Below are 26,254 nucleotides of genomic sequence, written 5' to 3' on the forward strand. Positions count from 1 at the left end.
TGGCGGCATTATCGGCCGATGTGCCGGCCGGTGCATGGACCTGCAAAGAAGAACGGCGCCTTGCGGCGCCGTTCCAGAATAATTGCATTCTCCGCCATGACGATGCGTGCGAAACGACCTTGAACCCGGGGTTCAAGTGGGGACGCTGGGGAACCATCGGGCTTCCCGCTGCAAGGCGGACCTGCACACCCGGTACCGTCGCGCCCCCGTGGTCGTCATTAAGGGACAAGGCGAATGTTTGCACACGCCGTCGTTCACGGCAGAGAACGCGACGCCAGTATAGCCGTGTTGCAGGCATATGGCAGCGGTTGGGCGCGGCAAAAAATGAACCGTCCGTCGGATGAATGCGACGGCTTCAGCGGCCTTCGTCGATCGCGCTGTCCAGGCGCCGGTTGAGATCGTTCATCGCGCTCTGGAAACGCTGCTGCTGCTGCGCCAGTTCATCGCGCATCAGGTGCAGCTCATGGGCCAGGTTGAGCGCGGCCAGTACCGCCACCCGGTCCACCGCGGCCATGCGGTTGTTGCCGCGGATCTCGCGCATGCGCGCATCGAGCATGCGCGCGGCGGCGGTGAGGCTGTCGCGCTCGGCCGGCTCCACGCCGACGGTGTACTCGCGATCGAGGATGCGGACGCTGACCGGCTCGTTCTGGCTCACGTGTGCTGCTCCAGCGACTTGAGGCGGGTGATCATCGCTTCCACCCGCGAGCGCGCCTGCTCGTTCTTGGTCAGCAGTTGCGCGCGTTCGGCCACCAGCTGTTCCTGCTGCTGGCGCAGGCTGCGGTTCTCGTCGGCCAGGCGCTGGTTGCGTTCGAACAGCAGTTCGAGGCGGGCGGCCAGGGCCTGCAGCTGGGTGGCGGGGTCGAAGGAATCCATGCCCGGCACGATAGGCATGCGCGTCGGGGGTGGTCAAGATGGCCGACACCCTGCCGTTGCTACACTGTGCGGCCGTTGCCGCGCGGTGCGCGGCGGCCTTTCCCGCTTTTTGCAGACCCAGGTGACATGACCGATCTTCCCGCCGTCAACGACATCCTCCGGGCCAGCCAGTCGCTGGACCTCGGGGCCACCCCGGCCGAACTCCACGGTGGACTGTGCGGCTGGCTGGCCGCCGGCGGCGCCGACCTGCAGGCCTGGCCGGGCAGGGTGCTGGCCGACGACAACCTGCCCGTGCCGGAACCGGGCAGCGTGCTCGACCGCCTGCGCGAGGCGGTGGTGGCGCAGCTCGAGGACCGCGACTTCGCCTTCGAACTGGTGCTGGCCACACCGGCGGCATCGCTGCAGGAGCGCACCGATGCGCTGTTCGACTGGTGCCGCGCGTTCCTAGGCGGTTTCGGCCTGGCCGCCGGCAAGCGCCCGGTGCTGAGCGAGGAGGGCGAGGAGGCGCTGCAGGACCTGGCGCGGCTGGCGCAGGCCTCCAGCGACGAATTCGACAGCGCCGACGAGGACGAGGACGCGCTGGCCGAGATCGAGGAGTTCGTGCGCGTGGCGGTGCTGCTGCTGCACGGCGACTGCGTGATGGGCGCGCGCCACCGCCAGCGCCTGAACTGAGCCGGCCATGCACACGCTGACCGGCATTGCCGCCGCCGAATACGCCCAGCGCCGCCGCCAGCTGATGGAAGCGACCGGGGATGACGCCATCCTGGTGCTGCCGGCCGCGCCCGAGCGCGTGCGCAGCAACGACACCCATTACCCGTACCGGCAGGATTCGGACTTCTGGTACCTGTGCGGCTTCCCCGAGCCGGAAGCGGTGCTGGTGCTCATCCCCGGGCGCCGCCATGGCGAGACGATCCTGTTCTGCCGCGAGCGCGACCCCGAGCGCGAGGCCTGGGACGGCCCGCGCGAAGGCCAGGAAGGCGCGGTGGCGCGCTACGGCATGGACGACGCCTATCCGATCGAGGACCTGGACGACATCCTGCCGGGCCTGCTGGAAGGGCGTTCGCGGGTCTACTACCACTTCGGCCGCGACGCCGACTTCGACCTCAAGCTGATCGGCTGGGTGAACCGGGTGCGTTCGCAGGTGCGCCACGGCGCGCAGCCGCCGCACGAGTTCCTGGAACTGGGCCACCTGCTGCACGAGCAGCGCCTGTTCAAGTCGCCGGCCGAGATCGCGCTGATGCAGCGCGCCGCCGACATCAGCGTGCAGGCGCACCGCGCGGCGATGCGGCTGGCGCGCGCCGGCATCCACGAGTACGAACTGCAGGCCGAACTGGAACGCGAGTTCCGCCGCCACGCCGCGTGCCCGGCCTACAACAGCATCATCGGTGCCGGCGCCAACGCCTGCGTGCTGCATTACCGCGCCAACAGCGGCGGCAGCGGCGATGGCGACCTGGTGCTGATCGACGCCGGTGCCGAGTACCACGGCTACGCCAGCGACATCACCCGCACCTTCCCGGTCAACGGCCGCTTCAGCGCCGAACAGCGCGCGCTGCACGACCTGGTGCTGGCGGCGCAGGCGGCGGCGCTGGAGCAGGCGCAGCCGGGCATCGCCTACGAGGAAGGCCACCTGGCCGCGGTCGAGGTGCTCACCGAAGGCCTGCTGCGGCTGGGGCTGCTCAGGGGCGACCTGGAGGAGAACCTGATCGAGGGCCATTACAAGCGCTTCTACCGGCACAAGACCGGCCACTGGCTGGGCCTGGACGTGCACGATGTGGGCGACTACAAGCTCGCCGGCGAATCGCGGCTGCTCGAGGCGGGCATGGTGTTCACCATCGAGCCGGGGCTGTACGTATCGCCGGACGACCACAGCGTGGAGCCGCGCTGGCGCGGCATCGGCATCCGCATCGAGGACGATGTGCTGATCACCGCGGACGGACACCGGGTATTGACCGCTGCGCTGGAACGCAGCGCCGACGAGATCGAAGCGTTCATGGCCAGGGGCTGACCCGCCCGGCCGCGCTGCAGCACCTGCCCATGCGTGGCACGGGCAGGGCGGCGCAGCGCGGCCGCAGCGCCTGCCCTCGCGCCGGGTGTTGCCGTGGCTTCTGTTGGTGCGCGTACTTTTGCTGCTGCGCCTGTGCGGTTGGCTTCCCCACCGTGGAACGGGCTGGGCCGTGCAGCGGCGGCGCCCAGGCGCACGTGTCCGCACGGAGCGGGGTGTGCGCCGGCCCCTTGTTCCGCGAGCGCGCAGGCAATCGGCGGGCGCAGCCCGACGGATCGCGTGCGGCCATGCCTGCCGCGCCATCCGGCGGCTGGAAAAGCGCTTCCCCGGGCTGCTTTTCGTTGCACCGCCACACATAAAGCGACGTGCGCCTGCGAAGCAGGCATGCAAGCGGCTGGTTGCATTGCTGCGGAACGGGGGGGCTGCAGGCCAAAGGCCGGCGGTCAGTCGCAGCTTGCAGTCGCAGTGCGACCTTCGGCCTGCGTGCTGGCGCGCATCCGGCCAATGAAAAGCCCGGCCGCATGGCACGGCCGGGCCTGGATCCCGATGAGGGTTGGCGCGAACGCCGTCAGCCCTGCGCCGCAAACACCGGGCGGGTCAGGTTGTCGGCCTCGCCGTCGGTGCACAGCACCTCGTCCTCGATGCGGATGCCGCCATAGCGGCGGAAAAAGTCCACCCGCTCCCAGTTCACGCTGGCGGCGTTGCCGGCCTTCTTCACCTCGTCCAGCAGCATGTCGATGAAGTACACGCCCGGCTCGATGGTCACCACCATGCCGGGTTCGAGCACCCGGGTCATGCGCAGGTAGGGATGGCCGGCCGGGCGCTCGATGCGGCCGCCGTGGTCGCTGGCGGCGAAGCCAGCCACGTCGTGCACCTGCGCGCCGATCAGGTGGCCGATGCCGTGCGGGAAGAACGCCGCGCTGACGCCGCTGGCCAGCGCCGCTTCCGGCGACACGGTGATGACCCCGAACTCGCGCAGGATGCCCATCAGCGCCAGGTGCGCATCGACATGCAGTTGCTTGTAGTCGAAGCCGCTGCGCACCGCCGCGCACATCTGCCGCTGCGCGGCGTCCACCGCGTCGATCATGGCCTGGAACTCGTCGTGGCCGGCGGCGGCGTAGGTGCGGGTGATGTCGCTGGCATAGCCGTGTGCGGAGGCGCCGGCATCGATCAGGAAGCTGCGCGCCGGCGTCGGCGCGGCGTGGCCGAGGTCGGTGTAGTGCAGCACCGCGGCGTGCTCGTTGAGGGCGATGATGTTGCCGTACGGCAGTGCGTTGCTGTCCTGGCCGGCGGCGCTGCAATAGGCCATGTGGATGGCGAATTCGCTGGCGCCGGCGCGGAACGCGGCCTCGGCGGCGCGGTGGCCGCGCACCGCGGGCACCTGGGCATGGCGCATCAGCGCGATCTCGTAGGCCGTCTTGAATGCGCGCCGGTAGTCCAGGTAATCGATCACCGGCTGCGGGTTGTTGGGCACGAAGCCGCCCAGCGCACTGTGCGGTTCGCCGAGGATCGCGCAGCGCGCCGGGTCCTTCGGCAGCAGCGCCAGGGCCTGTTCCGGGGTGCGGATGACGTGGATGTCGAAATGCTCGACCCACCAGCCGTTGGGCGCGGCCGGGACCGCGTGCCAGTAATCGTGCGGCTGGTGGTAGACCAGCTGCGGGCGGCGGCCGGGGGTATGGATCAGCCAGCTGTCGGGCACGCGGGTCAGCGGCAGCCAGGCCTTGAACTGCGGGTTGACCGCGTACGGATAGTCGCGGTCGTCGAACACCTGGTAGTGCAGGCGGCCGCTGGGCACGACCAGGTGGTCGAAACCGCCGCGGGCCAGCGCTTCGTCGGCGCGGCGGACGAGGGCATCCAGGTGGTCGGCGTACAGGGGACCGGGATCGGGCAGGTTCATGCAGGGGCTCGCGGCAGGGCTGGAATCGGGCCACGATTCTGCCGCAATCACCGCCGCGCCGCTGTGCCGTTTTCGTCGCTCAGGATGCCGGAAGGCTGGATTCGATCCACTGCCGCAGGCGTTCGCGATGGCCCTTTTCCAGGGTCAGGAAGCGGAAGCCGGCCCAGAAGTGGCCCGGCGCCTGCGCCGCCTCGCGCCACAGCAGGTGCACGCCGACATCGATCGGCACGTCGCCGCCGCGGCCATCGGGGACCGGGAAGCGCAGCTGGTAGAGCGCGTCCTCGGTGAGCGGTTCGGAGGCGATCAGCAGCATGCCGGTTTCGGACACGTTGCCGAGCCGCCCGATCACGCCGGCGGTCATCGTATCGGTGACCGGCACCAGCGCGGGCACCTGCAGGCGCGGGGCGCGCCGGGTATCGGGGATCATGCGGACTCCGGAGCGGCGCTGCCGCCGGCAAGCGCGCGCAGGGCGCGCAGGGTGGCCTGCCAGGCGCGGTCGATCAGCCGGCCGCGGTCCTCGGTGACCACGCGCAGCTGGTCGCGCGCCATCAGCCGCGCCAGCGCGTCGAGCGAATGCTCGGCCATCTTCTGCCCGCGCTGGTTGACGAACAATGCGTTGTCGGTGACCAGGCTGTACCAGGACAGGCGCAGGCGGCGGGCGTCGCCCTGCTGGTTGATGGTGAACTCGAACCAGGTGCCGAACGGTAGCGTGCGCAACTGCCGGTAAAAGCCTTCCTCGGCCGGCGTGCGCTCGGCCGCGGGCGGCGCCTGCGGATCCGCCCCGTCCCGGCTGTCGCCGCCGAGCCGGGCGCGGGCCTTGAGCCGGGCGGCCAGTTCGGTGCGCGAGGTGATCTCGTCCTCGCCGCCGGGCGTGGACAGGCGGCGGGCGATGGCCCCGGCCTCGTCCTCGTGGTAGCCGACCTGCAGCAGCGCTTCCTCGATCTGGCCGCACAGCGCCGGGTCGGTCGCACCATCGCCACTGGCGGTGATCTCACCGATGCGGCGGGTGGCGTCCTGGCGCTGGCGCCATTCCTCCGAGTCCTCGCCCTGGCGCAGCAGGGTCAGGGTCAGCACGTCGCTCCAGGCCTCGTGCAGCAGGGTCTGCACGAACTTGGGCGGATTCGCCGCGTGGCACAGCTGGCCGATACTGCGCCCGGCCAGCTGCTTGGCCGCCTCCAGCCGTTCCTTGCCGCGCGCGGCTTCGATCTGCCGGCGCTCGGTGACCTCGGCCTTGCGCACCGCCGCCTGCAGGTGCGACTGCACCTGGCGGTTGGCGGCGGCAAACACCGCCTCGTCACCCTGGTACTCGGCGACGACGCGGTCCACCGCTTCGCCGAGCTTCTGCAGCAGCGCCGGGTCGCCGTCGTCGTCGCCCAGCCATACCGCGCCGGATTCGGCCACGGTGTTGAGCAGCTCGCGCGCCGGGTGCTGGTCGCGGATGAAGAACGCCTCGTCGCCGACGGCCGCACGCGCCAGCGGCACCTGCAGGCGGTTGAGCAGGTCGGTGGCCGGGCCATTGCTGCGCACTTCGCGCTGGATCTGCCCGTAGAGCATGCCCAGCAGGTCGAGGGTGTTGCTGTCGCGGGACGACAGCGTGGCGCTTTCGCCATGCTCGGCGCGCACCTGCGACAGCAGCGCCTTCTGGATGTCGCCGAAGCTGCGGCGCGCGCCCGCTGCCGCGGCCTGCGGCTGCAGTCGTGCGAGCACGTCCATCACCGCCTGGCTGGGCACCGCGCGTGGCGCCGGCGCGGCACCGGCCTGCGCCCTCGGTGCCATGCCGGGCGGGTCGGCGGGTGCGGCGCCCGGCGACGTTCCGGCGGGGCGCAGCTGGCCTCCGAGGGCGGCCAGCTGCTGAACGATGTCGGTGGAGCCAGCGATGCCGCCGCTGGTGCCGGCCGCGCCAGCACCGCCGCTGCCGGCCTGCAGTTGCTGTGCCAGCAGCTGGCGCGCGGCATCGAGCAACTCGTGCAGCGAGGCCATGCTGGCCGCTGTCGGGGCGGTGGCTGCGGTCGTGGCGGGGGTCGCGTCCGACCTGGCCGGCTGGGCCGGCCCGGCAGGCGGTGGCGCGGACATGGCGTCCATCGTCGCCTCCGCCCATGACGCCGCCGGCGCCTGTCCCTGCCACTGGGTCAGCGGCCGCGGCGTCGCCGCGGACTGGCCCTCGCGCGCGGCCGTGGTGGGCCCGCCGGTGGTGCGGCGTTGGCCTGCCGGCCGTGGCAGGTAGGGAATGTAGACCAGCCCCGGCAGCACGCCTTCGCGCGCCAGCAGGATGTTCAGGCGGTCCAGCAGCTCGACGTGCCGCTCCATCGCCTGTCGTTCGAACACGTGGTAGAGCTGCTGCTGCGCCTCCAGGTTCAGCCCCAGCCGTTCGCCGCAGGCACGCAGGATCCTGCACAGCGCGTACGGCCCCACCGGCAGGCTCTCGGCGTCGAACGCCGGTTGCGCGGCAAGCACGCCGAAGCGCTGCCCGAGCAGCTGCAGATGCGACTGCGCGCGGTAGCTTTCGCGCCGTGCCATCTCGTGCAGCACGATGTCGCGGTTGATGTCGGTATCGGTGACCAGGGTCATCGCCGGTATCGCCAGCGCCGGCGCGGGTGCGCCAGCGGTCGTGGACGGACTGCGCAGCCGCGCCAGGTCGTCGGCCAGCGCGTCCAGGAACCAGCCCGGGAACTCGGCTGCATGCACGCCCAGCTGGCGGATCTGCGCATAGACATCGGCCTGGGCCTGGCTGCTGCGTGCCTTGTCGGCGAGGCCGAACAGTTCACGTTCCAGCTGCACCATGGTCAGCTGCAGCGGCGACGCCAGTACCTGCGCGGCGATGCCGTGGACGGCCTGGAGCAGGTGGCGGACCCGTTCGGGGACCGGCGCGCCGGCAAGTCGTGCCGACGCCTGGCTGGAAAAGGGTGCTGTGGTGCCTGACATCCGCTGTACGTTCCGCCCCTGGTGGGCGATTTCTATCACTTCGCCGGTGCTGCCGCTACTTGCGCGGCCGAATGCCCTGTTCAGGCCAGGAACAGCTCGACCACGTCGTTGGTGAAGCGCCGCCCCAGTTCGGTGGGAACGACGCGGCCGCCGTCGCGGTGCAGCCAGCCGCGTTCGACCGCGGTGGCCAATGCCGGCTGCAGCACGGCGCGGCCCAGCCCGGTGCGGGCTTCGAAGTCGCGCAGGTCGAAGCCTTCATGCAGGCGCAGCAGGTTGAGCATGTATTCGAACGGCAGCCGCGCGGCGTCGATCACGTCGTCGCCGCCGATCGCTGCGGGCGTACCGGCGGCGTCCATGAACGCCTGCGGGTGCTTGTGCTTCCAGCGGCGCAGCACCTGCTGCTGCGCGCCGGAGCTGATCTTGCCGTGCGCGCCGGCGCCGATGCCCAGGTAGTCGCCGAAGCGCCAGTAGTTGAGGTTGTGCGCGCATTGCCAGCCATCGCGGGCGTAGGCGCTGACCTCGTAGTGGCCGTAGCCGGCCTGCGCCAGCAGCGCCTGGCAATGCTCCTGCATGTCCCAGGCGCCGTCCTCGTCGGGGATGCCGCGCGGCGGCCGCGCGAAGAACACCGTGTTCGGCTCCAGCGTCAGCTGGTAGTGCGAGATGTGCGTGGGCTCCAGCGCGAAGGCGCGCTCCAGGTCGTGTTCGGCCTGGGCCAGGGTCTGTTCCGGCAGCGCGTACATCAGGTCGATGTTGAAGTTGCGGTAGCCGGCGTCCTGCGCCAGTTTCACCGCGCGCTCGGCCTCGCCGCTGTCGTGGATGCGGCCCAGGCGCCTGAGCGCGTCGTCGTTGAAGGTCTGGATGCCGAAGCTGATGCGGTTCACGCCGGCGGCGCGGTAGCGGTCGAAGCGGCCGTGCTCGGCGGTGCCAGGGTTGGTCTCCAGCGTCACCTCCAGGTTCGGCGCGAACCGCAGCCGCGCGCTGGCCTGCTGCAGGAAACGGTCGATCGCCTCGGGCGGGAACAGGCTGGGTGTGCCGCCGCCGAAGAACACGCTGTTGACCACCCGGCCCCAGACCAGCGGCAGGTCCTGGTCCAGATCGCGGACCAGCGCGTCGATGTAGGCGTCGAACGGCAGCGCGCCCTTGCCGGCATGCGAGTTGAAGTCGCAGTACGGGCATTTGCGCACGCACCAGGGCAGGTGCACGTACAGCGACAGTGGCGGCGGCACCAGCTGCACGGCGGCATGCGCGTGATCCCCGGTGCAGGCCTCGCCGGGCCGGTGGTGGCAATGGTCGTGGGAGTGCGGCATGGACGGCTGCAACTTGGCGGTGGAGGTCAGTGCCAGGCGGCGAGCTGCCGCTTGAGCTGCTGCAGGGCGATCGCGCGGTGGCTGATGGCGTTCTTCAGCGCCGGCTCCATTTCCGCGGCGGTCAGGCCATGGCGCTCGTCCAGGAACACCGGGTTGTAGCCGAAGCCATGGTGGCCGCGCGGCGCGTGGGTGATGCGTCCTTCCCAGCGGCCCTCGCAGATCAGCGGCTGCGGATCGGTGGCATGGCGCAGCAGCACGATCACCGCGTAGAAGCGGGCGCCGCGCTCGCCGTCGGGGATGCCGGCCATCGCCTGGAGCAGCTTGGCGTTGTTGGCCGCGGCATTGCCCGGGAGGCCGGCGTAGCGCGCGCTGTACAGGCCGGGCGCGCCGCCCAGGGCGTCCACGATCAGGCCCGAGTCATCGGCCAGCGCCGGCAGGCCGGTGGCCTGGCAGGCCGCACGGGCCTTGAGCAGCGCGTTCTCGACGAAGGTCAGGCCGGTCTCCTCGACGTCGCCCAGGCCCAGCTCGGCGGCCGAGGTGACCTGCAGCGGCAGGTCGGCGAGGATCTCGCGCATCTCCGCCAGCTTGCCGGCATTGTGGCTGGCCAGTACCAGGGTCTTCATCGGCGGGGCTCCAGCAGGTCCCAGGTGTTGCCGTACAGGTCGCGGAACACCGCGACCGTGGCATAGGGTTCTTCGCGCGGCGCTTCCAGGAACTGCACGCCGGCGGTGAGCATGGCCGCGTGGTCACGGTGGAAATCGTCGGTGTGGAGGAAGAAGCCGACCCGGCCGCCGGTCTGGTTGCCGATGCGGCTGCGCTGCGCCTCGTCGCTGGCGCGCGCCAGCAGCAGCGCCGCGCCGCCACCCTCGGCCGGCCCGACCACGACCCAGCGCTTGTGGCCCTGGTCGACATCCTGCAGCAGCTGGAAACCGAGCTTGCCGGTGTACCAGGCGATGGCTTCGTCATAGTCGGCCACCACCACGGTGACCAGGGCGATGCGCCGGTTCATGCCTGCGCCAGCGCGGCCTGCTGTGCGGCGAACAGTTCGCCGATGCCCTTCTCGGCCAGCGCCAGCAGCGCATCCAGCTCGTCACGGCGGAAGGCATGGCCTTCGGCGGTGCCCTGCAGCTCGATGAAACCGCCGCCATCGTTCATGACGACGTTCATGTCGGTGTCGCAGTCGCTGTCCTCGGCGTAGTCCAGGTCCAGTACCGGCACGCCCTTGTAGACCCCGACCGACACCGCGGCGACCGCGCCGAACACCGGGTTGCGCTTGATCTCGCCGCGCTTGAGCAGCGTGTTCACCGCATCCACCAGGGCCACGTAGGCGCCGGTGATGGCGGCGGTGCGGGTGCCGCCATCGGCCTGCAGCACGTCGCAGTCCAGCGTGATGGTGCGTTCGCCCAGCGCGTTGCGGTCGATGCACGCGCGCAGGGTGCGGCCGATCAGGCGCTGGATCTCCAGCGTGCGCCCGCCCTGCTTGCCGCGTGCGGCCTCGCGGTCGGAACGGGTATGGGTGGAGCGCGGCAGCATGCCGTACTCGGCGGTCACCCAGCCTTCGCCCTTGCCGCGCAGGAACGCCGGCACGCGGTTCTCGATGCTGGCGGTGCACAGCACCCGGGTGTGGCCGAAGCTGACCAGCACCGAGCCTTCGGCATGGCGGGTGAAGCCGCGCTCGAGGGTGACGCTGCGCAGCTGGTCGGCCTGGCGGCCGCTGGGACGGGAAAAGGTCATGGAGAATCCGGGAGTCGGTGGAGCGTCGTGGGGGGGGCACCCGGGCGGCCTGCGGGGCCGGCATCCGGGGACGCCTAGGGTACCATTCGCCCTTTGCAACGCACCGGAAATCCACATGATCCGAAGCATGACCGCCTATGCCGGCGGCGAACGCGGCACGCGCTGGGGCACCCTCGGCTGCGAGCTGCGCTCGGTCAACCACCGTTTCCTCGAAGTGGGGGTGCGGTTGCCGGAGGAGCTGCGCGCGCTGGAGCCGCAACTGCGCGAACGCGTGGCCGCGCGCATCAGCCGTGGCAAGCTGGACCTGGTCATGCGCCTGCGCGCCCCGGAAGCGGCGCCCACGCTGGCGGTGGACGAGGCGCTGGTGGAGCAGCTGGGCGACCTGGCGCGGCGCCTGCATTCGCGCTTTCCGGACATGCGCATCGGGTTCACCGAGCTGCTGGCCTATCCGGGCGTGCTGCGTGGCGAAGCGGTCGATGCCGCGGCGCTGCATGCCGAGGCGCTGGCGCTGCTGGACGAGACCCTCGACGGCTTCGTCGCCGCGCGCGAGCGCGAGGGCGCCAAGCTGACCGCGGCGATCAGCGAGCGGGTGGATGCGATCGAACGCATCGCCGGCGAGGTGCGCGAACTGATCCCCGCCATCCGCGAAGGCCAGCGCGCCAAGCTGGCCGCGCGCCTGGCCGACCTGCCGCACCCGGTCGACCCGGGCCGCGCCGAGCAGGAACTGGTGATGTGGCTGCAGAAGCTCGATGTCGACGAGGAACTGGACCGCCTCGGCAGCCACATCGGCGAGATCCGCCGCGTGCTGCGCCAGCGCGAGCCGGTCGGCCGCCGCCTGGACTTCCTGCTGCAGGAGTTCAACCGCGAGGCCAACACCCTGGGCTCCAAATCGGTGGACAGCCGCACCTCCAACGCCGCGGTCGAGCTGAAGGTGCTGATCGACCAGATCCGCGAGCAGGTGCAGAACCTGGAGTAACCCTGCCGGAGCCGCCGCGCTTCGCGTTGCGTTTCCCGCGCAGGTCGCCGCATTCCCGCGGCCGGCAGCGCGTTGCCATGCGCGGGATGGGCCTGGATGTGCCGGCCCGCGCATGGGCCGGGGCGGCCCGTCCGCACGGCCATCACCGCGCCTGCGGCCGCACCCGATGCCGGCAGGCGGCATGCGCAGCGGTCGGCCGCGCTTGCCGCCGGGGGCGGCGACTGCTATGCAGTCCGTTCCTTGGCGCAGAGGTATGGGCATGCACGCAACCGTTGTTGATCCGATCCATCGACGCAGATTCCTGGCAGCCGCCGCGGGCAGTGCGGCGTTGACCCTGTTGCCGGTGGCCGGGCGCGCGGCGGCGCCTGCGCGCGACGACCCGCGCTGGATCCCGTCCGATGCCTTCCTGGCCACGTTGCCGGAATGGATGCGCGCCTTCGGTGTACCGGGTGTCGCCATCGCCGTGGTCGAGCAGGGCGAACTGGCGTGGCACCGCGGATTCGGCGTGGCCGACCTGGAAAGCGGTGCGCCGGTGGATGCGGACAGCGTGTTCGAGTGCGCTTCGTTGAGCAAGCCGGTGTTCGCCTATCTGGTGCTGCAGCTGGTGGATGCCGGCGCGCTGCAGCTCGACCGCCCGCTGGTGGACTACCACCGCCCCGATTTCCTGGCCGATGACGATCCGCAACTGGCGCGGATCACTGTGCGCGACGTCCTGCGCCACAGCAGCGGCCTGCCGGACTGGCGCGCGTACCCGGACAGCGATCCGCTGCGCACGGTGGCGACGCCGGGACAGCGCGTGAACTACTCCGGCGAAGCCTTCTTCTGGTTGCAGCGGGTGGTGGAGACGGTCACCGGCCAGAGCCTGGACCAGCTGGCACGGCAGCGCCTGTTCGTGCCGGCCGGCATGCAGGCCAGCACCTATACCTGGAACGCGCACGCCGCGCGCCATTCGGTAGTCGGCGTGCCGGCGCCCGGGGCCCGGCCGGGGGTGCAGACGTTCGGTGCGCAGTGGCCGCTGCTGCAGCCGCTGGCCGAGGCGCGTGGCAAGCCGCTGTCGGACTGGACCTGGGATGACGCGGTGCAGGCGCTGCCACAGGCGCAGGCCGCCGCGCCCGCGGGCATGTTCGTGTGGCCCGGCGACCTGCTCGCCAATGCCGCCGCCAGTCTGCGTGGCCCGGTGCAGGACTATGCGCGTTTCATCGCCCACGTGATGCGGCGCCCGGCGCGGCAGGACTGGGAGATCGCCGAGGCGACCCGGCAGGCGATGCTGGCGCCGCAGCTGGCGGTGCGGCCGGGCTGGCTGGACAAGGGCCTGGGCTGGAACCTGGAGCGTGTCGATGCCGGCAACCGCTGGTTCTTCCATGGCGGCTCCAACGCCGGCCGCTACAAGACCTTCGCGGTCGGCGACCCGCAGCACGGACGCGGACTGGTGGTGATGACCAACGGCGGGGGCGGTACCGGCGTCTACCAGCGCATCGTGCGCGCGGCGACCGGCCGCGACATGCTCGCCTTCGACCTCTGATCCGGCGTGGCCGGCGGGGCCGGGCGCCGGCGTGGGCGCCAGGCCCCGCCGGCCCCGGCATTTGCAGCCGCGGCCCGGGCTGGTTATCGTGCGCCGCCCGAACCATCGACCCGGAGATCCGCGCGATGCGTGGCACCCTCTACATCGTCGCGGCCCCCTCCGGCGCCGGCAAGAGCAGTCTCGTCAACGCCACCCTGGCGCGCGACGCGCAGATCGCGCTGTCCATTTCCTTCACCTCGCGGGCGATGCGCCCGGGCGAGGTGGACGGCCGGCATTACCACTTTGTCAGCGCCGCCGAGTTCGAGCGCATGATCGCCGCCGGCGATTTCTTCGAGTACGCCCGCGTGCATGGCGACTGGAAGGGCACCGCGCGGCAGTCGGTGGAGCCGCAGCTGGCCGCCGGCAAGGACGTGCTGCTGGAGATCGACTGGCAGGGCGCGCGCCAGGTGCGCGCCAAGGTGCCCGATGCGGTCAGCGTATTCATCCTGCCGCCATCCAAGCAGGCGCTGGATGACCGCATGCGCAAGCGCGGCCAGGACAGCGAGGCGGTGATGGCGCAGCGGCTGGCGGCCGCGCGCGAGGAAATGCTGCATTACGACGAGTTCGACTACGTGATCGTCAACGAGGTGTTCGACACCGCGGTGGACGAGATGTGCGCCATCTTCACCGCCAGCCGCCTGCGCCGGGCCCAGCAGCAGGTCCGCCACGAAGGCCTGATCCGTTCGCTGCTGGACTGAGGCGCGGCCCGGTACAGGCCCTGGCAGCGCCCGATCCCGCCGGGGCGGGCAGGCAACTGATTGATTCCAAAGGACCCGGGGATGCGGTCATTTGTATCCCCCGGCGTCCGCCTGTACAATCCCCGGCCTTTCCCTCATCCGATCGAGCGGCCGCTGCTGGTCGCCGGGAGCTCGCATGGCCCGCATTACCGTAGAAGATTGCCTGGAAGTCGTTAACAACCGTTTCGAGCTGGTCATGATGGCGTCCAAGCGCGCCCGTCAGCTGGCCAACGGCGTGCAGGCCACCCTCGACAACAGCGAGACCGAGGACAAGCCGACCGTGCTGGCGCTGCGCGAGATCGCCGCCCGCAAGATCGACAACGCCCTGATCGAGGAAGTCGAGAAGGCCGAGCGTGAGCGTGCCGAGCGCGAGGCGCTGGAATGGGCCGCCGCCGAAGTCGTCGCCGACGAGGACATGTCCAAGAACGACGACTGATCCACCAGGTCATCGTTGTGCACCGACAGCCCGCCACGTGCGGGCTGTCTGCTTTCCAGGCATCCGCCACCCTGCAGGTCCGCACCCGGTGCGTGTGCAGGAAAGCCCCCGGGTCAGGGGCGCCGCGAAGCGGCGGGGTGCGGATGAGCGAAAGACGGGCCCGGCGGTCTGCAATGCAAACCGTGGGGCGGCAGCGCGAGAGCGATGTCGCGCGTCTCCGGCGTTGCCGTGTTGGTGCTGCTGGCATATCTTCCCAGCCATGAACCCAGGCCCCTCTGCCCAGGTCGCTGCGCCCGCGGGTGGCGCGGTGCCGGACTACGTACTCCAACTCGAACGCGCAGCCAGTTACCTGCCCGCCGAGCAGCTGCCGATGCTGCGCCGTGCGTGGGAAGTGGGTGCGGCCGCGCACGCGGGCCAGACCCGCAAGTCCGGCGAACCCTACATCACCCATCCGGTCGCGGTGGCCGGCATCCTGGCCGAGCTCGGGCTGGACGTGGAGGCGCTGGTCGCAGCGATCCTGCACGACACCATCGAAGACACCCCGCTCACCCATGACGAGCTGGCCGGGCAGTTCGGCCAGACCGTGGCCGAGCTGGTCGAGGGCGTCACCAAGCTGGACAAGCTGCGCTTCCGCGACCGCCAGGAAGCGGCCGCCGAGAGCTTCCGCAAGATGCTGCTGGCCATGTCGCGCGACCTGCGCGTGATCATGATCAAACTGGCCGACCGCCTGCACAACATGCGCACCCTGGGCGCGCAGAGCGCCGAGGCGCGGCGCCGCATCGCGGTGGAGACGCTGGACATCTACGCGCCCATCGCCCAGCGCCTGGGCATGAGCCTGATCAAGTCCGAGCTGCAGAACCTGGGCTTCAAGGCGCTGTACCCGTGGCGCCACGCGATCCTGGAAAAGCACATCCGCAGCCAGCCGGTGGTGCGCCGCGAGGCGATGGCGCAGGTCGAGGTGCAGTTGTCGCAGCGGCTGGCGCGCGAAGGGCTGGAGCACCGCCTGGTCAGCCGCATCAAGACGCCCTGGAGCATCTACACCAAGATGCGCGAGGAGAACAAAACCTTCGACCAGGTGATGGACGTGTTCGGCTTCCGCCTGGTGATGCGCTCGGTGCCCAGTTGCTACCACGCGCTGGGCGCGGTGCACGCGGCGTTCAAGCCGCTGGACGGGCGCTTCCGCGATTTCATCGCCATCCCCAAGGCCAACGGCTACCAGTCGCTGCACACCGTGCTGTTCGGGCCCTACGGTTCGCCGATCGAGGTGCAGATCCGCACCGAGGAGATGGACCTGATCGCCGAGCGCGGCGTGGCCGCGCACTGGACCTACAAGTTCGGCGGCGATTCGCCCAACAGCGCACAGAGCCGCGCGCATGCATGGATCGTCGAGCTGATCGATTCGCAGCGCTCGGCCGGCTCGTCGCTGGAGTTCCTGGACAACGTCAAGGTCGACCTGTTCCCGGACGAGGTCTACCTGTTTACGCCCAAGGGCAAGATCCTGGCGTTGCCGCGCAACTCCACCGCGCTCGACTTCGCCTATGCGGTGCATACCGACATCGGCAACCGCGCGGTGGCCTCGCGCGTGGACAAGAAGCTGGTGCCGCTGCGCACCAAGCTGGTCAGCGGGCAGACGGTGGAAGTGATCACCGCGCGCTCGGCCACGCCCAAGCCGCAGTGGCTGGAGTTCGTGGTCAGCTCCAAGGCGCGTACCGCGATCCGTCACCAGCTCAAGCAGCTCGAGCACGAGGATGCCGTGCAGCTGGGCCACCGCATGCTCGACCGCGCGCTGGAGGCGATGGACAGCTCGATCGAGCGCCTGCCCAAGGGCCGGCTGGATGCGTTCCTGGCCGAACACCGCTACCCGCGCCTGGAAGCGTTCCTGGCCGATGTCGCGCTCGGCAACTGGATGCCGACCCAGGCCGCGCAGGCGCTGATGGCGCATGGCGAACCGCGCGCCGGCGGCAGCAGCCAGCGGGTGCAGGAGAAGATCCTGATCAACGGCAGCGAGCGCGGCGTGGTCAGCTTCGCCGGCTGCTGCCAGCCGATCCCGGGCGACGAGATCATGGGTTACCACACCGCCGGCAAGGGCATCGTGGTGCACCGCATGGATTGCCCGAACCTGGCCGAGCTGCGCAAATCGCCCGAGCGCTGGGTGCCGATCGGCTGGGACAGCAGCGTGGTCGGCGACTATGACACCGCGCTGGTGGTGGAAGTGGAGAACGGCACCGGGGTGCTGGCGCAGCTGGCCGCGGCCATCGCCCAGAGCCAGTCCAACATCGAGCGGGTGGACTACCTGGACCGCGACTTCAACGCCGCAGTGCTGTGTTTCAACATCCAGGTGCGCGACCGTACCCACCTGGCCGAGGTGATGCGCCGGCTGCGGCGCCTGAGCGTGGTGCAGTCGGTGCGCCGCCAGTAAGCGCGGTGCGCCGGCGCGGCATGCCCTGCTGCGACCGGGTGCGCCGCGCGGTGCGTGCGCGGTTCTCCACAGCCGGTGTGCAACGGCATGCCGACAACCTGTGGATAAGCCCCCGGGCACCTTGCCGGGCATGCGTTTGCAGCTGCTGGTGAAAAATTGTCCAGCGCCGCGACGCCTGGCATCGCCGGGAAGCCGGTGCGGCGGGGGCGGACGCTACAATGCGGGGCCATTTCCCAACCGGAGTTCCCCCATGTCCCGCCAGATCATCAACACCGCCAACGCGCCGGCCGCCATCGGCCCGTATTCGCAGGCCGTGCGTGCCGGCAACACCGTGTATTTCTCCGGCCAGATCCCGCTGGACCCGGCCACCGGCGAGATCGTCGCCGGCGACGTCGCCGCGCAGGCGCGGCGCGCCTTCGACAACCTCAAGGCGGTGGCCGAGGCGGCCGGCGGTTCGCTCGACAGGATCGTGCGCCTGGGCCTGTACCTGACCGACCTGGGCGAGTTCGCCAAGGTCAACGCGGTCATGCAGGAGTACTTCCAGGCGCCGTTCCCGGCCCGCTCCACCATCGAAGTGTCGGGCCTGCCCAAGGGGGCCGCGTTCGAGGTCGACGCGGTGATGATCCTCGACTGATCCACCGGCATGGCGCGTACCCGTCCGGCCGCCCCGGCGCTGGCGGCCAGTGGCGAAACACCGGTGACGGTGCTGGCGGGCGTGGGCCCGGCGGTGGCCGCCAAGCTGCAGGCGCGCGGCATCGGCAGCCTGCAGGACCTGTGGCTGCACCTGCCGCTGCGCTATGAGGACCGGACCCGGCTCAGCGCCATCGCCACGCTGCAGCCGGGCAGCGCCGCGCAGGTCGAAGGGCGGGTGGTCGCGGTGGAGCGCGGCTTCCGCTACCGGCCGATGCTGCGGGTCGCGGTGGAAGACGACTCGCGCGGCACCCTGGTGCTGCGCTTCTTCCACTTCCGCGCCGCGCAGGTGGCGCAGTTCGCCGTCGGCGCGCGCCTGCGCTGCTATGGCACCCCGCGCCCCGGCCAGCATGGGCTGGAGATCGTGCATCCCAGCTACCGCATGCTCGGCGACGGCGAAGAGGCCGGCCTTGGCGACGCGCTGGATCCGGTCTATCCGGTCGTCGACGGCATCGGCCCGGCGACGCTGCGCCGGTTGATCGGGCAGGCGCTGGAGCGGCTGCCCGGCGAAGCCGCGCTGGAGGTGTTGCCGGCGCACCTGCTGGACGGCCTGGCCCTGCCGTCGCTGCGGCAGGCGCTGCTGACCATGCATCGCCCGCCTGCCGATGCCGATGTCGCCGCGCTCGCTGCCGGCACCCATCCGGCGCAGCGGCGGCTGGCGCTGGAAGAACTGCTCGCCCACCACCTGAGCCTGCGCCGCCAGCGCATCGCCCTGCAGCAGCACCATGCCCCGGCCTTGAGCGGCGGCGACAGGCGCGTGCGGCAGTTGCGCCAGTCCCTGCCGTTCCGTCTCACCGGCGCGCAGCAGCGCGTGTTCGCGCAGATCCGCCAGGACCTGGCGCGGCCGCACCCGATGCTGCGCCTGGTGCAGGGCGACGTCGGTTCCGGCAAGACCGTGGTGGCCGCGCTGGCGGCGATGCTGGCGGTGGAGCAGGGCAAGCAGGTGGCGCTGGCGGCGCCGACCGAACTGCTCGCCGAGCAGCACCTGGCCAATCTGCGCGGCTGGCTCGAGCCGCTGGATGTGCAGGTGGCCTGGCTGGCCGGCAAGGTCACCGGCAAGGCGCGGGCCAGGGTGCTGGAGGACATCGCCTCCGGGCGTGCGCAGGTGGTGGTCGGCACCCATGCGCTGATGCAGGACAGCGTGGTGTTCCATGACCTGGCGCTGGCCATCGTCGACGAGCAGCACCGCTTCGGCGTGCACCAGCGGCTGGCGCTGCGCGACAAGGGCGCCGACGGCCGCAGCGTGCCGCACCAGCTGGTGATGACCGCGACCCCGATCCCGCGCACGCTGGCGATGGCGGCCTATTCCGACCTGGACGTGTCGGCGATCGACGAGCTGCCGCCGGGCCGTACCCCGGTGCAGACCATCGTCATCAGCGCCGAGCGCCGGCCGGAGCTGGTCGAGCGCATCCGCCTGGCCTGCGCGCAGGGGCGCCAGGCCTACTGGGTATGCACGCTGATCGACGAGAGCGAGGACGCCGACGGCAGCCCCGCGGCAAACGCCGGGCGCATGGAGGCGGTCGCCGCACAGGCCACCTTCGAGGCGCTGTCGGCGCAGTTGCCGGGCGTGCGCGTCGGGCTGGTGCACGGGCGCATGAAGGCCGCCGAGAAGCAGGCGGCGATGCGCGCCTTCAAGGCCGGCGAGACCGGCCTGCTGGTCGCCACCACGGTGATCGAAGTGGGCGTGGACGTACCCAATGCCTCGTTGATGATCATCGAGAACGCCGAGCGCCTGGGCCTGGCGCAGCTGCACCAGCTGCGCGGCCGGGTCGGGCGCGGTGCGGCCGCATCCAGCTGCGTGCTGATGTACCAGGCGCCGCTGTCGGCGATGGCGCGGCAGCGGCTGGAGACCATGCGCCAGACCAGCGACGGTTTCGTGATCGCCGAGAAGGACCTGGAACTGCGTGGCCCCGGCGAGCTGCTGGGCACCCGCCAGACCGGCCTGGCCGCCTTCCGGGTCGCCGACCTGGCCCGCGACGCGGCCCTGTTGCCGGGCGTGCATGCCCTGGCCGAGCGGTTGCTGGCCGAAGCGCCGGCCGTCGCCGACCGGATAGTGGCGCGCTGGGTGGGCGGGGCGGCGCGCTACGCCTCGGCCTGAGCGCGTACTTCCCCTGTCATGGTCCAGGTGCCAGACTCCATGGCCGACCAGAAGACAAGCATGAGATGAGCAAGAAGATTCCGTTGCTGATTGATACCGACCCGGGCGTGGACGATGCGCTGGCGCTGCTGATGGCCTTTGCCGACGAACGCCACGAGGTGGTCGGGTTGACGGTGGCGGCGGGCAACGTCGGCCTCGGCCATACCGTGCGCAACGCGCTGAAGCTGTGCGAGGTCGCCGGCCGCGGCGACGTGCCGGTGTTCGCCGGCGCCCCCGATCCGCTGGTGCACCCGGCCGAGGATGCCGCGCACGTGCATGGCCGCGATGGCTTCGGCGACGTCGACCTGCCTGCCGCCGCGCGCGCGGCCGAGAGCGAGCATGCCGCGCTGGCGATCCTGCGCCTGTCGCACCAGTACGCCGGCGAGCTGCTGCTGGTCGCACTGGGCCCGCTGACCAACATCGCGCTGGCGCTCAAGCTCGACCCGACCCTGCCGCAGCGGGTGAAGCGCTTCCTGGTGATGGGCGGGGCGATCACCGGCCACGGCAACATCACCCCGGTGGCGGAGTTCAACATCGCCTTCGACCCGGAAGCGGCGCACATCGTGTTCACCGCGTTCCCGCACGTCGAAGTGGCCGACTGGGAAGCCACCGTCGCCCATGGCCTGCTGCACCGGAACGTGGAGCAGTGGCTGGCCGCCGATACCGACAAGGCGCGCTTCTACGAGCTGATCTCGCGCCAGACCCGGCTGTGGTCCGAGGACAGCCGCGGCGAGCACTGGTACGCCGCCGATGCGCTGGCGATGGCCTGGGCACTGCAGCCCGAGGGCGCGACCCGGCTGGAGCAGCGCCCGCTGGCGATCGAGATGGCCGGCGGGCGTACCCGCGGTGCCACCGTGGTGGACTGGAACCGGCAGACCGGGGCGGCGGACAACACCACCCTGCTGATCGGCTACGACCAGGCGCGCTTCGAAAGCCAGGTGCAGCGGGCGTTGGGACTGGTTTCCTGATTTCCTGCAATCCCGGCTTGCCCCGACGGGCCGGCCGGGACTATAATGCCGCTCTTGACCACCAGCCCACACGGTGTGAGCCCATGAAGGCCGACATTCATCCCGATTACCACAACGTCGTGTTCCACGACGTCACCTCCGATTTCAAGTTCCTGACCCGTTCGACCATGTCCTCCAAGGAGACGGTCAAGTGGGAAGACGGTGAAGAGTACCCGCTGATCAAGGTCGAAATTTCCTCGGCCTCGCACCCGTTCTACACGGGCAAGCACAAGGTCATCGACACCAGCGGCCGCATCGACAAGTTCCAGAAGCGCTACGCGCGCTGATCGCAACTGTCGTTCCGCCCGGACAACGGCCGCGCCCTGCGCGGCCGTTGTTTTGTCATGGTCGGTCCCTGCGGTAAAGCCATGCGTGCCATTCCGGGCGGCTGCCTTGTGCGCCGTTGCCGGCGGGTCGTTCCGGGTCGTGCCGCGGCCATGGGCGTGGTGCGTGGCGCGGCTGAATCCCGGCGCAATGCCGCCCGGCGCGCGCGCGACGCTGTGTCGCGTGCATGCGGAGTCCATAGGACTTTAGTCTGCGCAAACGGCAAATGCTGCTGTGCGATAATGGCCTGAACCGCGGTGCAAAACCGTGGAACTTCCTTCACGTGCCTGCCCGTCATTCCTCGTCGGGGCCGGCGCCATCCACTTGAGGAGCGCACACTGTGTCCGATCTTGATCAGGTCACGCTCAACGCCGGCGACACGTCGGTCGTTCTGCCTGTAGTCAAACCCGTCCTGGGCAACGACTGTGTCGATATCTCGAAGCTGACCAAGGAAACCGGTCTCTTCACCTACGACTCCGGTTACACCGCCACCGCCAGCTGCAAGTCGGCCATCACCTACATCGATGGCGACAAGGGCGTGCTGCTGTACCGCGGTTACCCGATCGAGCAGCTGGCCGAGAAGTCCAGCTTCGTCGAAGTCGCCTACATGCTGGTCAACGGCGAGCGTCCGGATGCCGCGCAGCTTAAGGCCTTCGAGGCCGAGCTGGCCGAGGAAGCCGGTGTCGACGCGTCGATCAACACCCTGATCGGCAGCTTCGCCAGGGACGCGCACCCGATGGCGATCCTGGCCGCCTCGATCGCGCAGCTCTCGGCCAAGTACCACGATTCGCTGGACCTGGCCGATGCCGAGCAGCGCCGCAAGGCCGCCGTGCGCCTGATCGCCAAGGTGCCGACCCTGTCGTCGCTGATCTACCGCCACGGCAAGGGCCTGCCGGCCAATGCCCCGGACACCTCGCTGGATTACGTCAGCCGCTTCCTGAAGCAGACCTTCGAGTCGGCCGACGGCAAGTACGAGCTGAACCCGCACGTGGTGAAGGCGCTGGACCTGCTGTTCATCCTGCACGCCGACCATGAGCAGAACGCCTCGACCTCGACCGTGCGCCTGGTCGGCTCGACCGGTGCCAACCCGTACGCGTCCGTCGCCGCCGGCGTCACCGCGCTGTGGGGCCCGGCGCATGGCGGCGCCAACGAAGCCGTGCTGAAGATGCTGGAAGAGATCGGCAGCGCCGACAACGTCGAGTCCGCCGTGCTCAAGGCCAAGGACAAGACCTCGGGCTTCCGCCTGATGGGCTTCGGCCACCGCGTCTACAAGAACTTCGACCCGCGCGCCAAGGTCATCGGCGAGATGACCCGGCAGGTGCTGGGCCAGCTGGGCGTGACCGACCCGCTGCTCGACGTCGCCATCAAGCTGGAGCAGGCCGCGCTGCAGGACGACTATTTCGTCGCCCGCAAGCTGTACCCGAACGTCGATTTCTACAGCGGCATCATCTACAAGGCGCTGCAGATCCCGACCGAGATGTTCACCGTCATGTTCGCCCTCGGCCGCACCGCCGGCTGGGTGTCGCACTGGCTGGAGCAGCAGGTCGATCCGGAAATGAAGATCGGCCGTCCGCGCCAGGTGTACACCGGCCACGCCGTGCGCGACTACACCTGAGCCTGGGCGCGGCGGCGCAGCGATGCGCCGCCCGCGCGACCGAAAGCCCCGCTCCGGCGGGGCTTTTTCGTATCCGCACGTCACGCGGTACGTGGCCGGCACCGTCGCCGCGTAGCGCACTGCCGGCCCGGCGCGCGTGGTCGCTGGTGGGCCCGGGCAATGCGTGGGGCCATCCGGCCGAGGGTGCCGGTGGGCGGGCTTTCCACTTTTCCACAACGCCTGTGCGGTACCTCCGGCAAAAGCTGTGGACAACGTGGCCGCCGCCGGTAATGGCGGGCCTGGCCGGGACGTGGTGAAAATCTGTCCAGCGCGAAGCGGGCCGGGCCTTGGGGCAGCAGCGCCGTGGCGGAGCGCGGGCGGGCACGCCGCCAGGCGGCTGGATCAGCCGGCGTCGTCGGCCAGGAGCTGGCGCAGCTGGGCCAGCGTCGCCCGTGGCAGCGGCTTGCCGTCGTCGCTGGACACCGGCGGATGGCGCAGGCCGTTCTCCGGAAGCACGACCAGCTCGAAGGCGATGCCGTCGGCCGCGAACTCCCAGGCCGGATAGCGCTGCCGCGATGCATGACCGGCGAGCTGCAGCTGTGCGGTGCGCGCTTCGGCGGGAATGTGCTGGTCGTGCAGGAAGCGCTGCACCGCATCGGTGTCGTCGCAGTGCAGGTGCAGCGTCACCGGGGTGCCGGCGCCGGCGGTGCCGGCCAGCACCGCACCGGCCAGCCGCGGCTGGAACGCGTGCAGGAACTGCATCGCCAGCACCGCCGCCTCGCGGTGCTGGCGCAGCGCCGCCGGCTGTACGCGCGTGTCGAACAGCCGCTGCTGTTCGCGCAGCATCTCCTCCACCTCGGCCTGGCGCGGCCACAGCGCTTCGTCGTGGATGCCCAGGCGGCTGGCGGCCTTGCGCCGTGCCTGCTCCGGATCGTGGATGCCGCCCTCACGGATCAGGCGGGCGGCCTCCTGGGCGATCAGCCGCCGTTCGCGGCTGCCGCGCTGGGCGTTGGGTGCCGGACGTGGCATCGCGGTTCTCCGGTTGTCGGCAGCCCGCCGGATCCGGGCCGATGCGGGAAGGCGACGGCTGCCGCCTTCCCGGGTGGGTCAGAAGATATCGAACGCGGCGTCGTCGGCCTTCGGGTCGTGCTGGTCGAAATCGAATTCCTGCATCCGGTCCAGGTCCTCGACCTTGATCCATTCGGTGGCGCCGTTGAGGGTCGCCTGCACCATGCCCGAGGGCGGGTCGTTGCGCGCGATCGGCGCGTCCTTCAGCGCCACCCGCATGTAGTCGATCCAGATCGGCAGCGCGGCGCGGCCGCCGTACTCGCGGTAGCCCAGCGAACGGAAGTCGTCGCGGCCGACCCACACGGTGGTGGCCAGCGGGCCGCCGAAGCCGGAGAACCAGGCGTCGCGGTGGTCGTTGGTCGAGCCGGTCTTGCCGCCCACGTCCTCGCGACCCAGTACCTTGGCCGCGGTACCGGTGCCACGCTGGACCACGTCGCGCATCATCGACACCAGCTGGTATGCGGTGCGCTCGTCGATCGCGCGCGGGGCGGCATGGGTGTTGGCATCGACCGCTGCCGGCGCGGCTTCGCTCCCGGTCTCGGCGTTGCCGGTAGCGGCTGCGGGCTTGGCCGGCGGGGCTTCGGCGCCGAAGTTGAAACCGTCCACGACCTGGCTGGCCGGCACCATGCCGCCGGCGCCACCGCCGCAGCCGCGGCAGGCCAGCGCCGGATTGGCCTTGAACACCACGTTGCCATCGCGGTCCCTGACCTCGTCGATGGTCCAGGTGTCCACCCGCGAGCCGCCATTGGCGAACACGGCATAGCCGCGCGCGACCGACAGCGGCGTCAGCGAGGCGGTGCCCAGCGACATCGACAGGTTCGGCGGCAGCTCGGCTTCCTGGAAGCCGAACTCGCTGATGTACTTGCGGGCGAAATCCACGCCGATGCTGTCCAGCAGCCGCACCGACACCAGGTTGCGCGACTGCACCAGGGCCTCGCGCAGGCGCATCGGGCCGCGGAACCCGCCGCCGTCGTTCTTCGGCTCCCAGGTCTTGCCGCGGCGGTCGCGGAACACCACCGGCGCGTCGAGCACGATCGAGGCCGGGTTGAAGCCCTTGTCGAACGCGGCCGCGTACAGGAACGGCTTGAAGCTGGAGCCGGGCTGGCGCCGGGCCTGGGTGGCGCGGTTGAACTTGTTGCCGGCAAAGCTGAAACCGCCGACCAGGGCGCGCAGGGCGCCGTTGCCGGCGTCGAGCGAGACCAGTGCGGCCTGGCCGAGCGGCAGCTGTTCGATCAACCACTCGCCTTCCTTCTCGCCGGTACGCACGCGGATGACGTCGCCACGGGCAGCCAGCTTGGCCGGCGCCCGCGTGGTCCAGCGGCTGGCCGCCACCGGCAGGACCAGCTCGGTGCGGTCGGCCAGCACCACGCTGATGCCGCCGTCGGCATGCACCGCCGACACGATCGCCGGCAGCAGCCCGGACTGCGAGGGGATCGCGGCGATGTGGCGGGCAAGCGTGGCCGCATCGGCGTCGGCGGCCACGTCGATATGCTGCTCCGGCCCGCGCCAGCCGTGGCGGTGGTCGTACAGCAGCAGGCCATCGCGCACGGCGATGTTGGCCGCTTCCTGCGCCTGGCTGTCGATGGTGGTGGTGACCCGGTAGCCCTTGTTGAGTACGTCGCCGCCGTGCAGGGCGATCATTTCCTGGCGGACCATCTCCGCCACGTAGGGCGCGTTGACCTCGATCGGCGGCTCGTGCGGGGAGGCGTGCATGGGCACCGCCTTGGCCGCGTCGGCCTCGGCCTGGCTGATGAAGCCCAGGTCGGCCATGCGCTGCAGCACGTAGTTGTCGCGGCGCTGGCGCGCCCGTTCCGGGTTGCTGATCGGGTTGCCGCTGGACGGGAACTTGGGAATGCCGGCCAGCGAGGCCATCTCGTCCAGGTCCAGCTCGCCGAGCTTCTTGCCGTAGTAGTACTCGGCGGCGGCGCCGATGCCATAGGCGCGGTTGCCGAAGAAACTCTTGTTCAGGTACAGCTCGAAGATCTCGTCCTTGCTCAGCTCGCTCTCGATCTTGCGCGCGAGCAGGATCTCGGCCAGCTTGCGGGTGTAGCTGTACTCGGAGCTGAGGAAGAACTGGCGGGCCACCTGCTGGGTGATGGTCGAACCGCCGGGCACGCGCTTGTCGCTGGTGGTGGCCAGCAGCCAGACCGCGCGGGCGATGCCCTTGTAGTCGACGCCGCCATGTTCGTAGAAGCGGGCGTCCTCGGTGGCCAGGAAGGCCTGCTTCAGGCGCTCGGGCACGTCCTTCATCTCGATCGGATAGCGCCGGGTCTCGCCGAACACGGCCATCAGCTTGCCGTCGCTGGCATGGACGTACATCGGCTCCTGCAGCTCCACCTCGCGCAGGGTCTGCACGTCGGGCAGCTTCGAGGAAATCACGTAATAGAGGGCGCCCGCGGCGATGGCACCAACCAGGGCGAGGGCGACGAACAGTGCCAGCAGCCAGCGCAGCCAGCGACGGAAACGGGGCATCAAGCAGGATCCCGATTGCGGATTTCGTGGCCGCAGAGTATAGAGTACGCGGGGGAACGGCTGGGGCCGTCCCTTGGGGAAAGGGGGTCGGGGATGGC

The 26,254-nt window shown here is 70.5% G+C and carries 23 protein-coding genes and 1 other RNA gene; 12 read left to right on the top strand and 12 right to left on the bottom strand.

Translation table 11 applies throughout. The features are described 5' to 3' along the window. Positions 1–84 precede the first annotated feature (84 nt). The 3 genes from ssrS to ABB33_RS03555 all read right to left on the bottom strand — a co-directional run bounded on the left by ssrS (position 85) and on the right by ABB33_RS03555 (position 873). A non-coding RNA gene (gene ssrS / locus ABB33_RS18085) (6S RNA) lies at positions 85–269 on the bottom strand. A gap of 86 nt (positions 270–355) precedes the next feature. Beyond that, positions 356–655: a cell division protein ZapA gene (locus tag ABB33_RS03550; RefSeq protein WP_054667402.1), complete on the bottom strand. Its 300-nt coding sequence runs from the start codon at positions 653–655 to the stop codon at positions 356–358. Further along, positions 652–873 carry a TIGR02449 family protein gene (locus tag ABB33_RS03555; RefSeq protein ID WP_054667400.1) on the bottom strand — a complete coding sequence of 74 codons (222 nt, stop codon included), beginning with the start codon at positions 871–873 and terminating at the stop codon, positions 652–654. The genes ABB33_RS03550 and ABB33_RS03555 overlap by 4 nt, the downstream gene beginning before the upstream one ends. A 126-nt stretch (positions 874–999) precedes the next feature. Here ABB33_RS03555 and ABB33_RS03560 point away from each other — a divergent pair, with 126 nt between their 5' ends. Both ABB33_RS03560 and pepP read left to right on the top strand, forming a co-directional pair. Continuing rightward, on the top strand, positions 1,000–1,545 hold the full coding sequence (locus ABB33_RS03560) for a YecA/YgfB family protein (RefSeq protein WP_056931171.1): 546 nt from the start codon (positions 1,000–1,002) through the stop codon (positions 1,543–1,545). A 7-nt stretch (positions 1,546–1,552) separates the two neighbouring features. Next, positions 1,553–2,878 carry a Xaa-Pro aminopeptidase gene (pepP, locus tag ABB33_RS03565; protein WP_056931172.1) on the top strand — a complete coding sequence of 442 codons (1,326 nt, stop codon included), beginning with the start codon at positions 1,553–1,555 and terminating at the stop codon, positions 2,876–2,878. Positions 2,879–3,443: 565 nt separating this feature from the next. On the opposite strand, the gene pepQ is transcribed toward pepP, so the two are convergent. From pepQ to rph, 7 genes are all read right to left on the bottom strand, one after another. After that, positions 3,444–4,772, bottom strand: a complete 1,329-nt coding sequence (pepQ, locus tag ABB33_RS03570) for a Xaa-Pro dipeptidase (protein ID WP_056931173.1) — start codon at positions 4,770–4,772, stop codon at positions 3,444–3,446. A 79-nt stretch (positions 4,773–4,851) separates the two neighbouring features. After that, positions 4,852–5,199 carry a PilZ domain-containing protein gene (locus ABB33_RS03575; RefSeq protein ID WP_054667393.1) on the bottom strand — a complete coding sequence of 116 codons (348 nt, stop codon included), beginning with the start codon at positions 5,197–5,199 and terminating at the stop codon, positions 4,852–4,854. After that, positions 5,196–7,694 (bottom strand): DUF1631 domain-containing protein, encoded by a 2,499-nt coding sequence (locus tag ABB33_RS03580; RefSeq protein ID WP_056931174.1) that lies wholly within the window; start codon positions 7,692–7,694, stop codon positions 5,196–5,198. The genes ABB33_RS03575 and ABB33_RS03580 overlap by 4 nt, the downstream gene beginning before the upstream one ends. Positions 7,695–7,774: 80 nt before the next feature. Further along, entirely contained in the window at positions 7,775–9,001 is a 1,227-nt protein-coding gene (gene hemW, locus ABB33_RS03585) for a radical SAM family heme chaperone HemW (protein WP_056931175.1), read from the bottom strand. Between the two features lie 26 nt (positions 9,002–9,027). Then, on the bottom strand, positions 9,028–9,624 hold the full coding sequence (gene rdgB / locus ABB33_RS03590) for an RdgB/HAM1 family non-canonical purine NTP pyrophosphatase (RefSeq protein WP_056931176.1): 597 nt from the start codon (positions 9,622–9,624) through the stop codon (positions 9,028–9,030). Further along, positions 9,621–10,010, bottom strand: a complete 390-nt coding sequence (locus ABB33_RS03595) for a VOC family protein (protein WP_056931177.1) — start codon at positions 10,008–10,010, stop codon at positions 9,621–9,623. The genes rdgB and ABB33_RS03595 overlap by 4 nt, the downstream gene beginning before the upstream one ends. Continuing rightward, entirely contained in the window at positions 10,007–10,735 is a 729-nt protein-coding gene (rph, locus tag ABB33_RS03600; protein WP_054667385.1) for a ribonuclease PH, read from the bottom strand. The genes ABB33_RS03595 and rph overlap by 4 nt, the downstream gene beginning before the upstream one ends. 115 nt (positions 10,736–10,850) lie before the next feature. Here rph and ABB33_RS03605 point away from each other — a divergent pair, with 115 nt between their 5' ends. The 10 genes from ABB33_RS03605 to ABB33_RS03650 all read left to right on the top strand — a co-directional run bounded on the left by ABB33_RS03605 (position 10,851) and on the right by ABB33_RS03650 (position 22,637). After that, positions 10,851–11,711: a YicC/YloC family endoribonuclease gene (locus tag ABB33_RS03605; protein ID WP_054667383.1), complete on the top strand. Its 861-nt coding sequence runs from the start codon at positions 10,851–10,853 to the stop codon at positions 11,709–11,711. Positions 11,712–11,970: 259 nt separating this feature from the next. Then, positions 11,971–13,233 (top strand): serine hydrolase domain-containing protein, encoded by a 1,263-nt coding sequence (locus ABB33_RS03610; RefSeq protein ID WP_161809400.1) that lies wholly within the window; start codon positions 11,971–11,973, stop codon positions 13,231–13,233. Positions 13,234–13,358: 125 nt separating this feature from the next. Then, entirely contained in the window at positions 13,359–13,970 is a 612-nt protein-coding gene (gmk, locus tag ABB33_RS03615; protein WP_056931179.1) for a guanylate kinase, read from the top strand. A 175-nt stretch (positions 13,971–14,145) separates the two neighbouring features. Next, positions 14,146–14,445 carry a DNA-directed RNA polymerase subunit omega gene (gene rpoZ / locus ABB33_RS03620; protein ID WP_054667378.1) on the top strand — a complete coding sequence of 100 codons (300 nt, stop codon included), beginning with the start codon at positions 14,146–14,148 and terminating at the stop codon, positions 14,443–14,445. A 259-nt stretch (positions 14,446–14,704) separates the two neighbouring features. Then, positions 14,705–16,864 carry a RelA/SpoT family protein gene (locus tag ABB33_RS03625; RefSeq protein WP_054667376.1) on the top strand — a complete coding sequence of 720 codons (2,160 nt, stop codon included), beginning with the start codon at positions 14,705–14,707 and terminating at the stop codon, positions 16,862–16,864. A 250-nt stretch (positions 16,865–17,114) separates the two neighbouring features. Further along, complete coding sequence (locus ABB33_RS03630) at positions 17,115–17,498, top strand: RidA family protein (protein ID WP_054667374.1); 384 nt, start codon at positions 17,115–17,117, stop codon at positions 17,496–17,498. 9 nt (positions 17,499–17,507) lie between these two features. Beyond that, positions 17,508–19,652, top strand: coding sequence for an ATP-dependent DNA helicase RecG (gene recG / locus ABB33_RS03635; RefSeq protein ID WP_056931180.1), 2,145 nt, complete (start codon positions 17,508–17,510; stop codon positions 19,650–19,652). A gap of 65 nt (positions 19,653–19,717) precedes the next feature. Beyond that, positions 19,718–20,659: a nucleoside hydrolase gene (locus tag ABB33_RS03640; RefSeq protein WP_054667370.1), complete on the top strand. Its 942-nt coding sequence runs from the start codon at positions 19,718–19,720 to the stop codon at positions 20,657–20,659. A gap of 83 nt (positions 20,660–20,742) precedes the next feature. Then, complete coding sequence (locus ABB33_RS03645; protein WP_056931181.1) at positions 20,743–20,985, top strand: type B 50S ribosomal protein L31; 243 nt, start codon at positions 20,743–20,745, stop codon at positions 20,983–20,985. A gap of 377 nt (positions 20,986–21,362) precedes the next feature. Beyond that, entirely contained in the window at positions 21,363–22,637 is a 1,275-nt protein-coding gene (locus ABB33_RS03650; protein WP_054667365.1) for a citrate synthase, read from the top strand. Positions 22,638–23,018: 381 nt separating this feature from the next. Here the strand turns inward: ABB33_RS03650 and ABB33_RS03655 are convergent, their stop codons facing one another. Together ABB33_RS03655 and ABB33_RS03660 are read right to left on the bottom strand one after the other, a co-directional pair. Further along, the gene (locus ABB33_RS03655; RefSeq protein WP_056931182.1) at positions 23,019–23,645 is read right to left on the bottom strand and encodes a hypothetical protein; all 627 of its coding nucleotides are present in this window, start codon (positions 23,643–23,645) and stop codon (positions 23,019–23,021) included. Between the two features lie 78 nt (positions 23,646–23,723). After that, positions 23,724–26,156, bottom strand: a complete 2,433-nt coding sequence (locus ABB33_RS03660; protein WP_056931183.1) for a penicillin-binding protein 1A — start codon at positions 26,154–26,156, stop codon at positions 23,724–23,726. Positions 26,157–26,254 lie beyond the last annotated feature (98 nt).

The organism is Stenotrophomonas acidaminiphila (assembly GCF_001431595.1).
Classification (GTDB): Bacteria; Pseudomonadota; Gammaproteobacteria; order Xanthomonadales; family Xanthomonadaceae; genus Stenotrophomonas; species Stenotrophomonas acidaminiphila.

What these genes read in the sequence shown, in the direction of transcription:
- ABB33_RS03555 (WP_054667400.1), bottom strand. Translation starts at nt 873, where the DNA reads ATGGATTCCTTCGACCCCGCCACCCAGCTGCAGGCCCTGGCCGCCCGC.
- ABB33_RS03560 (WP_056931171.1), top strand. Translation starts at nt 1,000, where the DNA reads ATGACCGATCTTCCCGCCGTCAACGACATCCTCCGGGCCAGCCAGTCG.
- pepP (WP_056931172.1), top strand. Translation starts at nt 1,553, where the DNA reads ATGCACACGCTGACCGGCATTGCCGCCGCCGAATACGCCCAGCGCCGC.
- pepQ (WP_056931173.1), bottom strand. Translation starts at nt 4,772, where the DNA reads ATGAACCTGCCCGATCCCGGTCCCCTGTACGCCGACCACCTGGATGCC.
- ABB33_RS03575 (WP_054667393.1), bottom strand. Translation starts at nt 5,199, where the DNA reads ATGATCCCCGATACCCGGCGCGCCCCGCGCCTGCAGGTGCCCGCGCTG.
- ABB33_RS03580 (WP_056931174.1), bottom strand. Translation starts at nt 7,694, where the DNA reads ATGTCAGGCACCACAGCACCCTTTTCCAGCCAGGCGTCGGCACGACTT.
- hemW (WP_056931175.1), bottom strand. Translation starts at nt 9,001, where the DNA reads ATGCCGCACTCCCACGACCATTGCCACCACCGGCCCGGCGAGGCCTGC.
- rdgB (WP_056931176.1), bottom strand. Translation starts at nt 9,624, where the DNA reads ATGAAGACCCTGGTACTGGCCAGCCACAATGCCGGCAAGCTGGCGGAG.
- ABB33_RS03595 (WP_056931177.1), bottom strand. Translation starts at nt 10,010, where the DNA reads ATGAACCGGCGCATCGCCCTGGTCACCGTGGTGGTGGCCGACTATGAC.
- rph (WP_054667385.1), bottom strand. Translation starts at nt 10,735, where the DNA reads ATGACCTTTTCCCGTCCCAGCGGCCGCCAGGCCGACCAGCTGCGCAGC.
- ABB33_RS03605 (WP_054667383.1), top strand. Translation starts at nt 10,851, where the DNA reads ATGATCCGAAGCATGACCGCCTATGCCGGCGGCGAACGCGGCACGCGC.
- ABB33_RS03610 (WP_161809400.1), top strand. Translation starts at nt 11,971, where the DNA reads ATGCACGCAACCGTTGTTGATCCGATCCATCGACGCAGATTCCTGGCA.
- gmk (WP_056931179.1), top strand. Translation starts at nt 13,359, where the DNA reads ATGCGTGGCACCCTCTACATCGTCGCGGCCCCCTCCGGCGCCGGCAAG.
- rpoZ (WP_054667378.1), top strand. Translation starts at nt 14,146, where the DNA reads ATGGCCCGCATTACCGTAGAAGATTGCCTGGAAGTCGTTAACAACCGT.
- ABB33_RS03625 (WP_054667376.1), top strand. Translation starts at nt 14,705, where the DNA reads ATGAACCCAGGCCCCTCTGCCCAGGTCGCTGCGCCCGCGGGTGGCGCG.
- ABB33_RS03630 (WP_054667374.1), top strand. Translation starts at nt 17,115, where the DNA reads ATGTCCCGCCAGATCATCAACACCGCCAACGCGCCGGCCGCCATCGGC.
- recG (WP_056931180.1), top strand. Translation starts at nt 17,508, where the DNA reads ATGGCGCGTACCCGTCCGGCCGCCCCGGCGCTGGCGGCCAGTGGCGAA.
- ABB33_RS03640 (WP_054667370.1), top strand. Translation starts at nt 19,718, where the DNA reads ATGAGCAAGAAGATTCCGTTGCTGATTGATACCGACCCGGGCGTGGAC.
- ABB33_RS03645 (WP_056931181.1), top strand. Translation starts at nt 20,743, where the DNA reads ATGAAGGCCGACATTCATCCCGATTACCACAACGTCGTGTTCCACGAC.
- ABB33_RS03655 (WP_056931182.1), bottom strand. Translation starts at nt 23,645, where the DNA reads ATGCCACGTCCGGCACCCAACGCCCAGCGCGGCAGCCGCGAACGGCGG.
- ABB33_RS03660 (WP_056931183.1), bottom strand. Translation starts at nt 26,156, where the DNA reads ATGCCCCGTTTCCGTCGCTGGCTGCGCTGGCTGCTGGCACTGTTCGTC.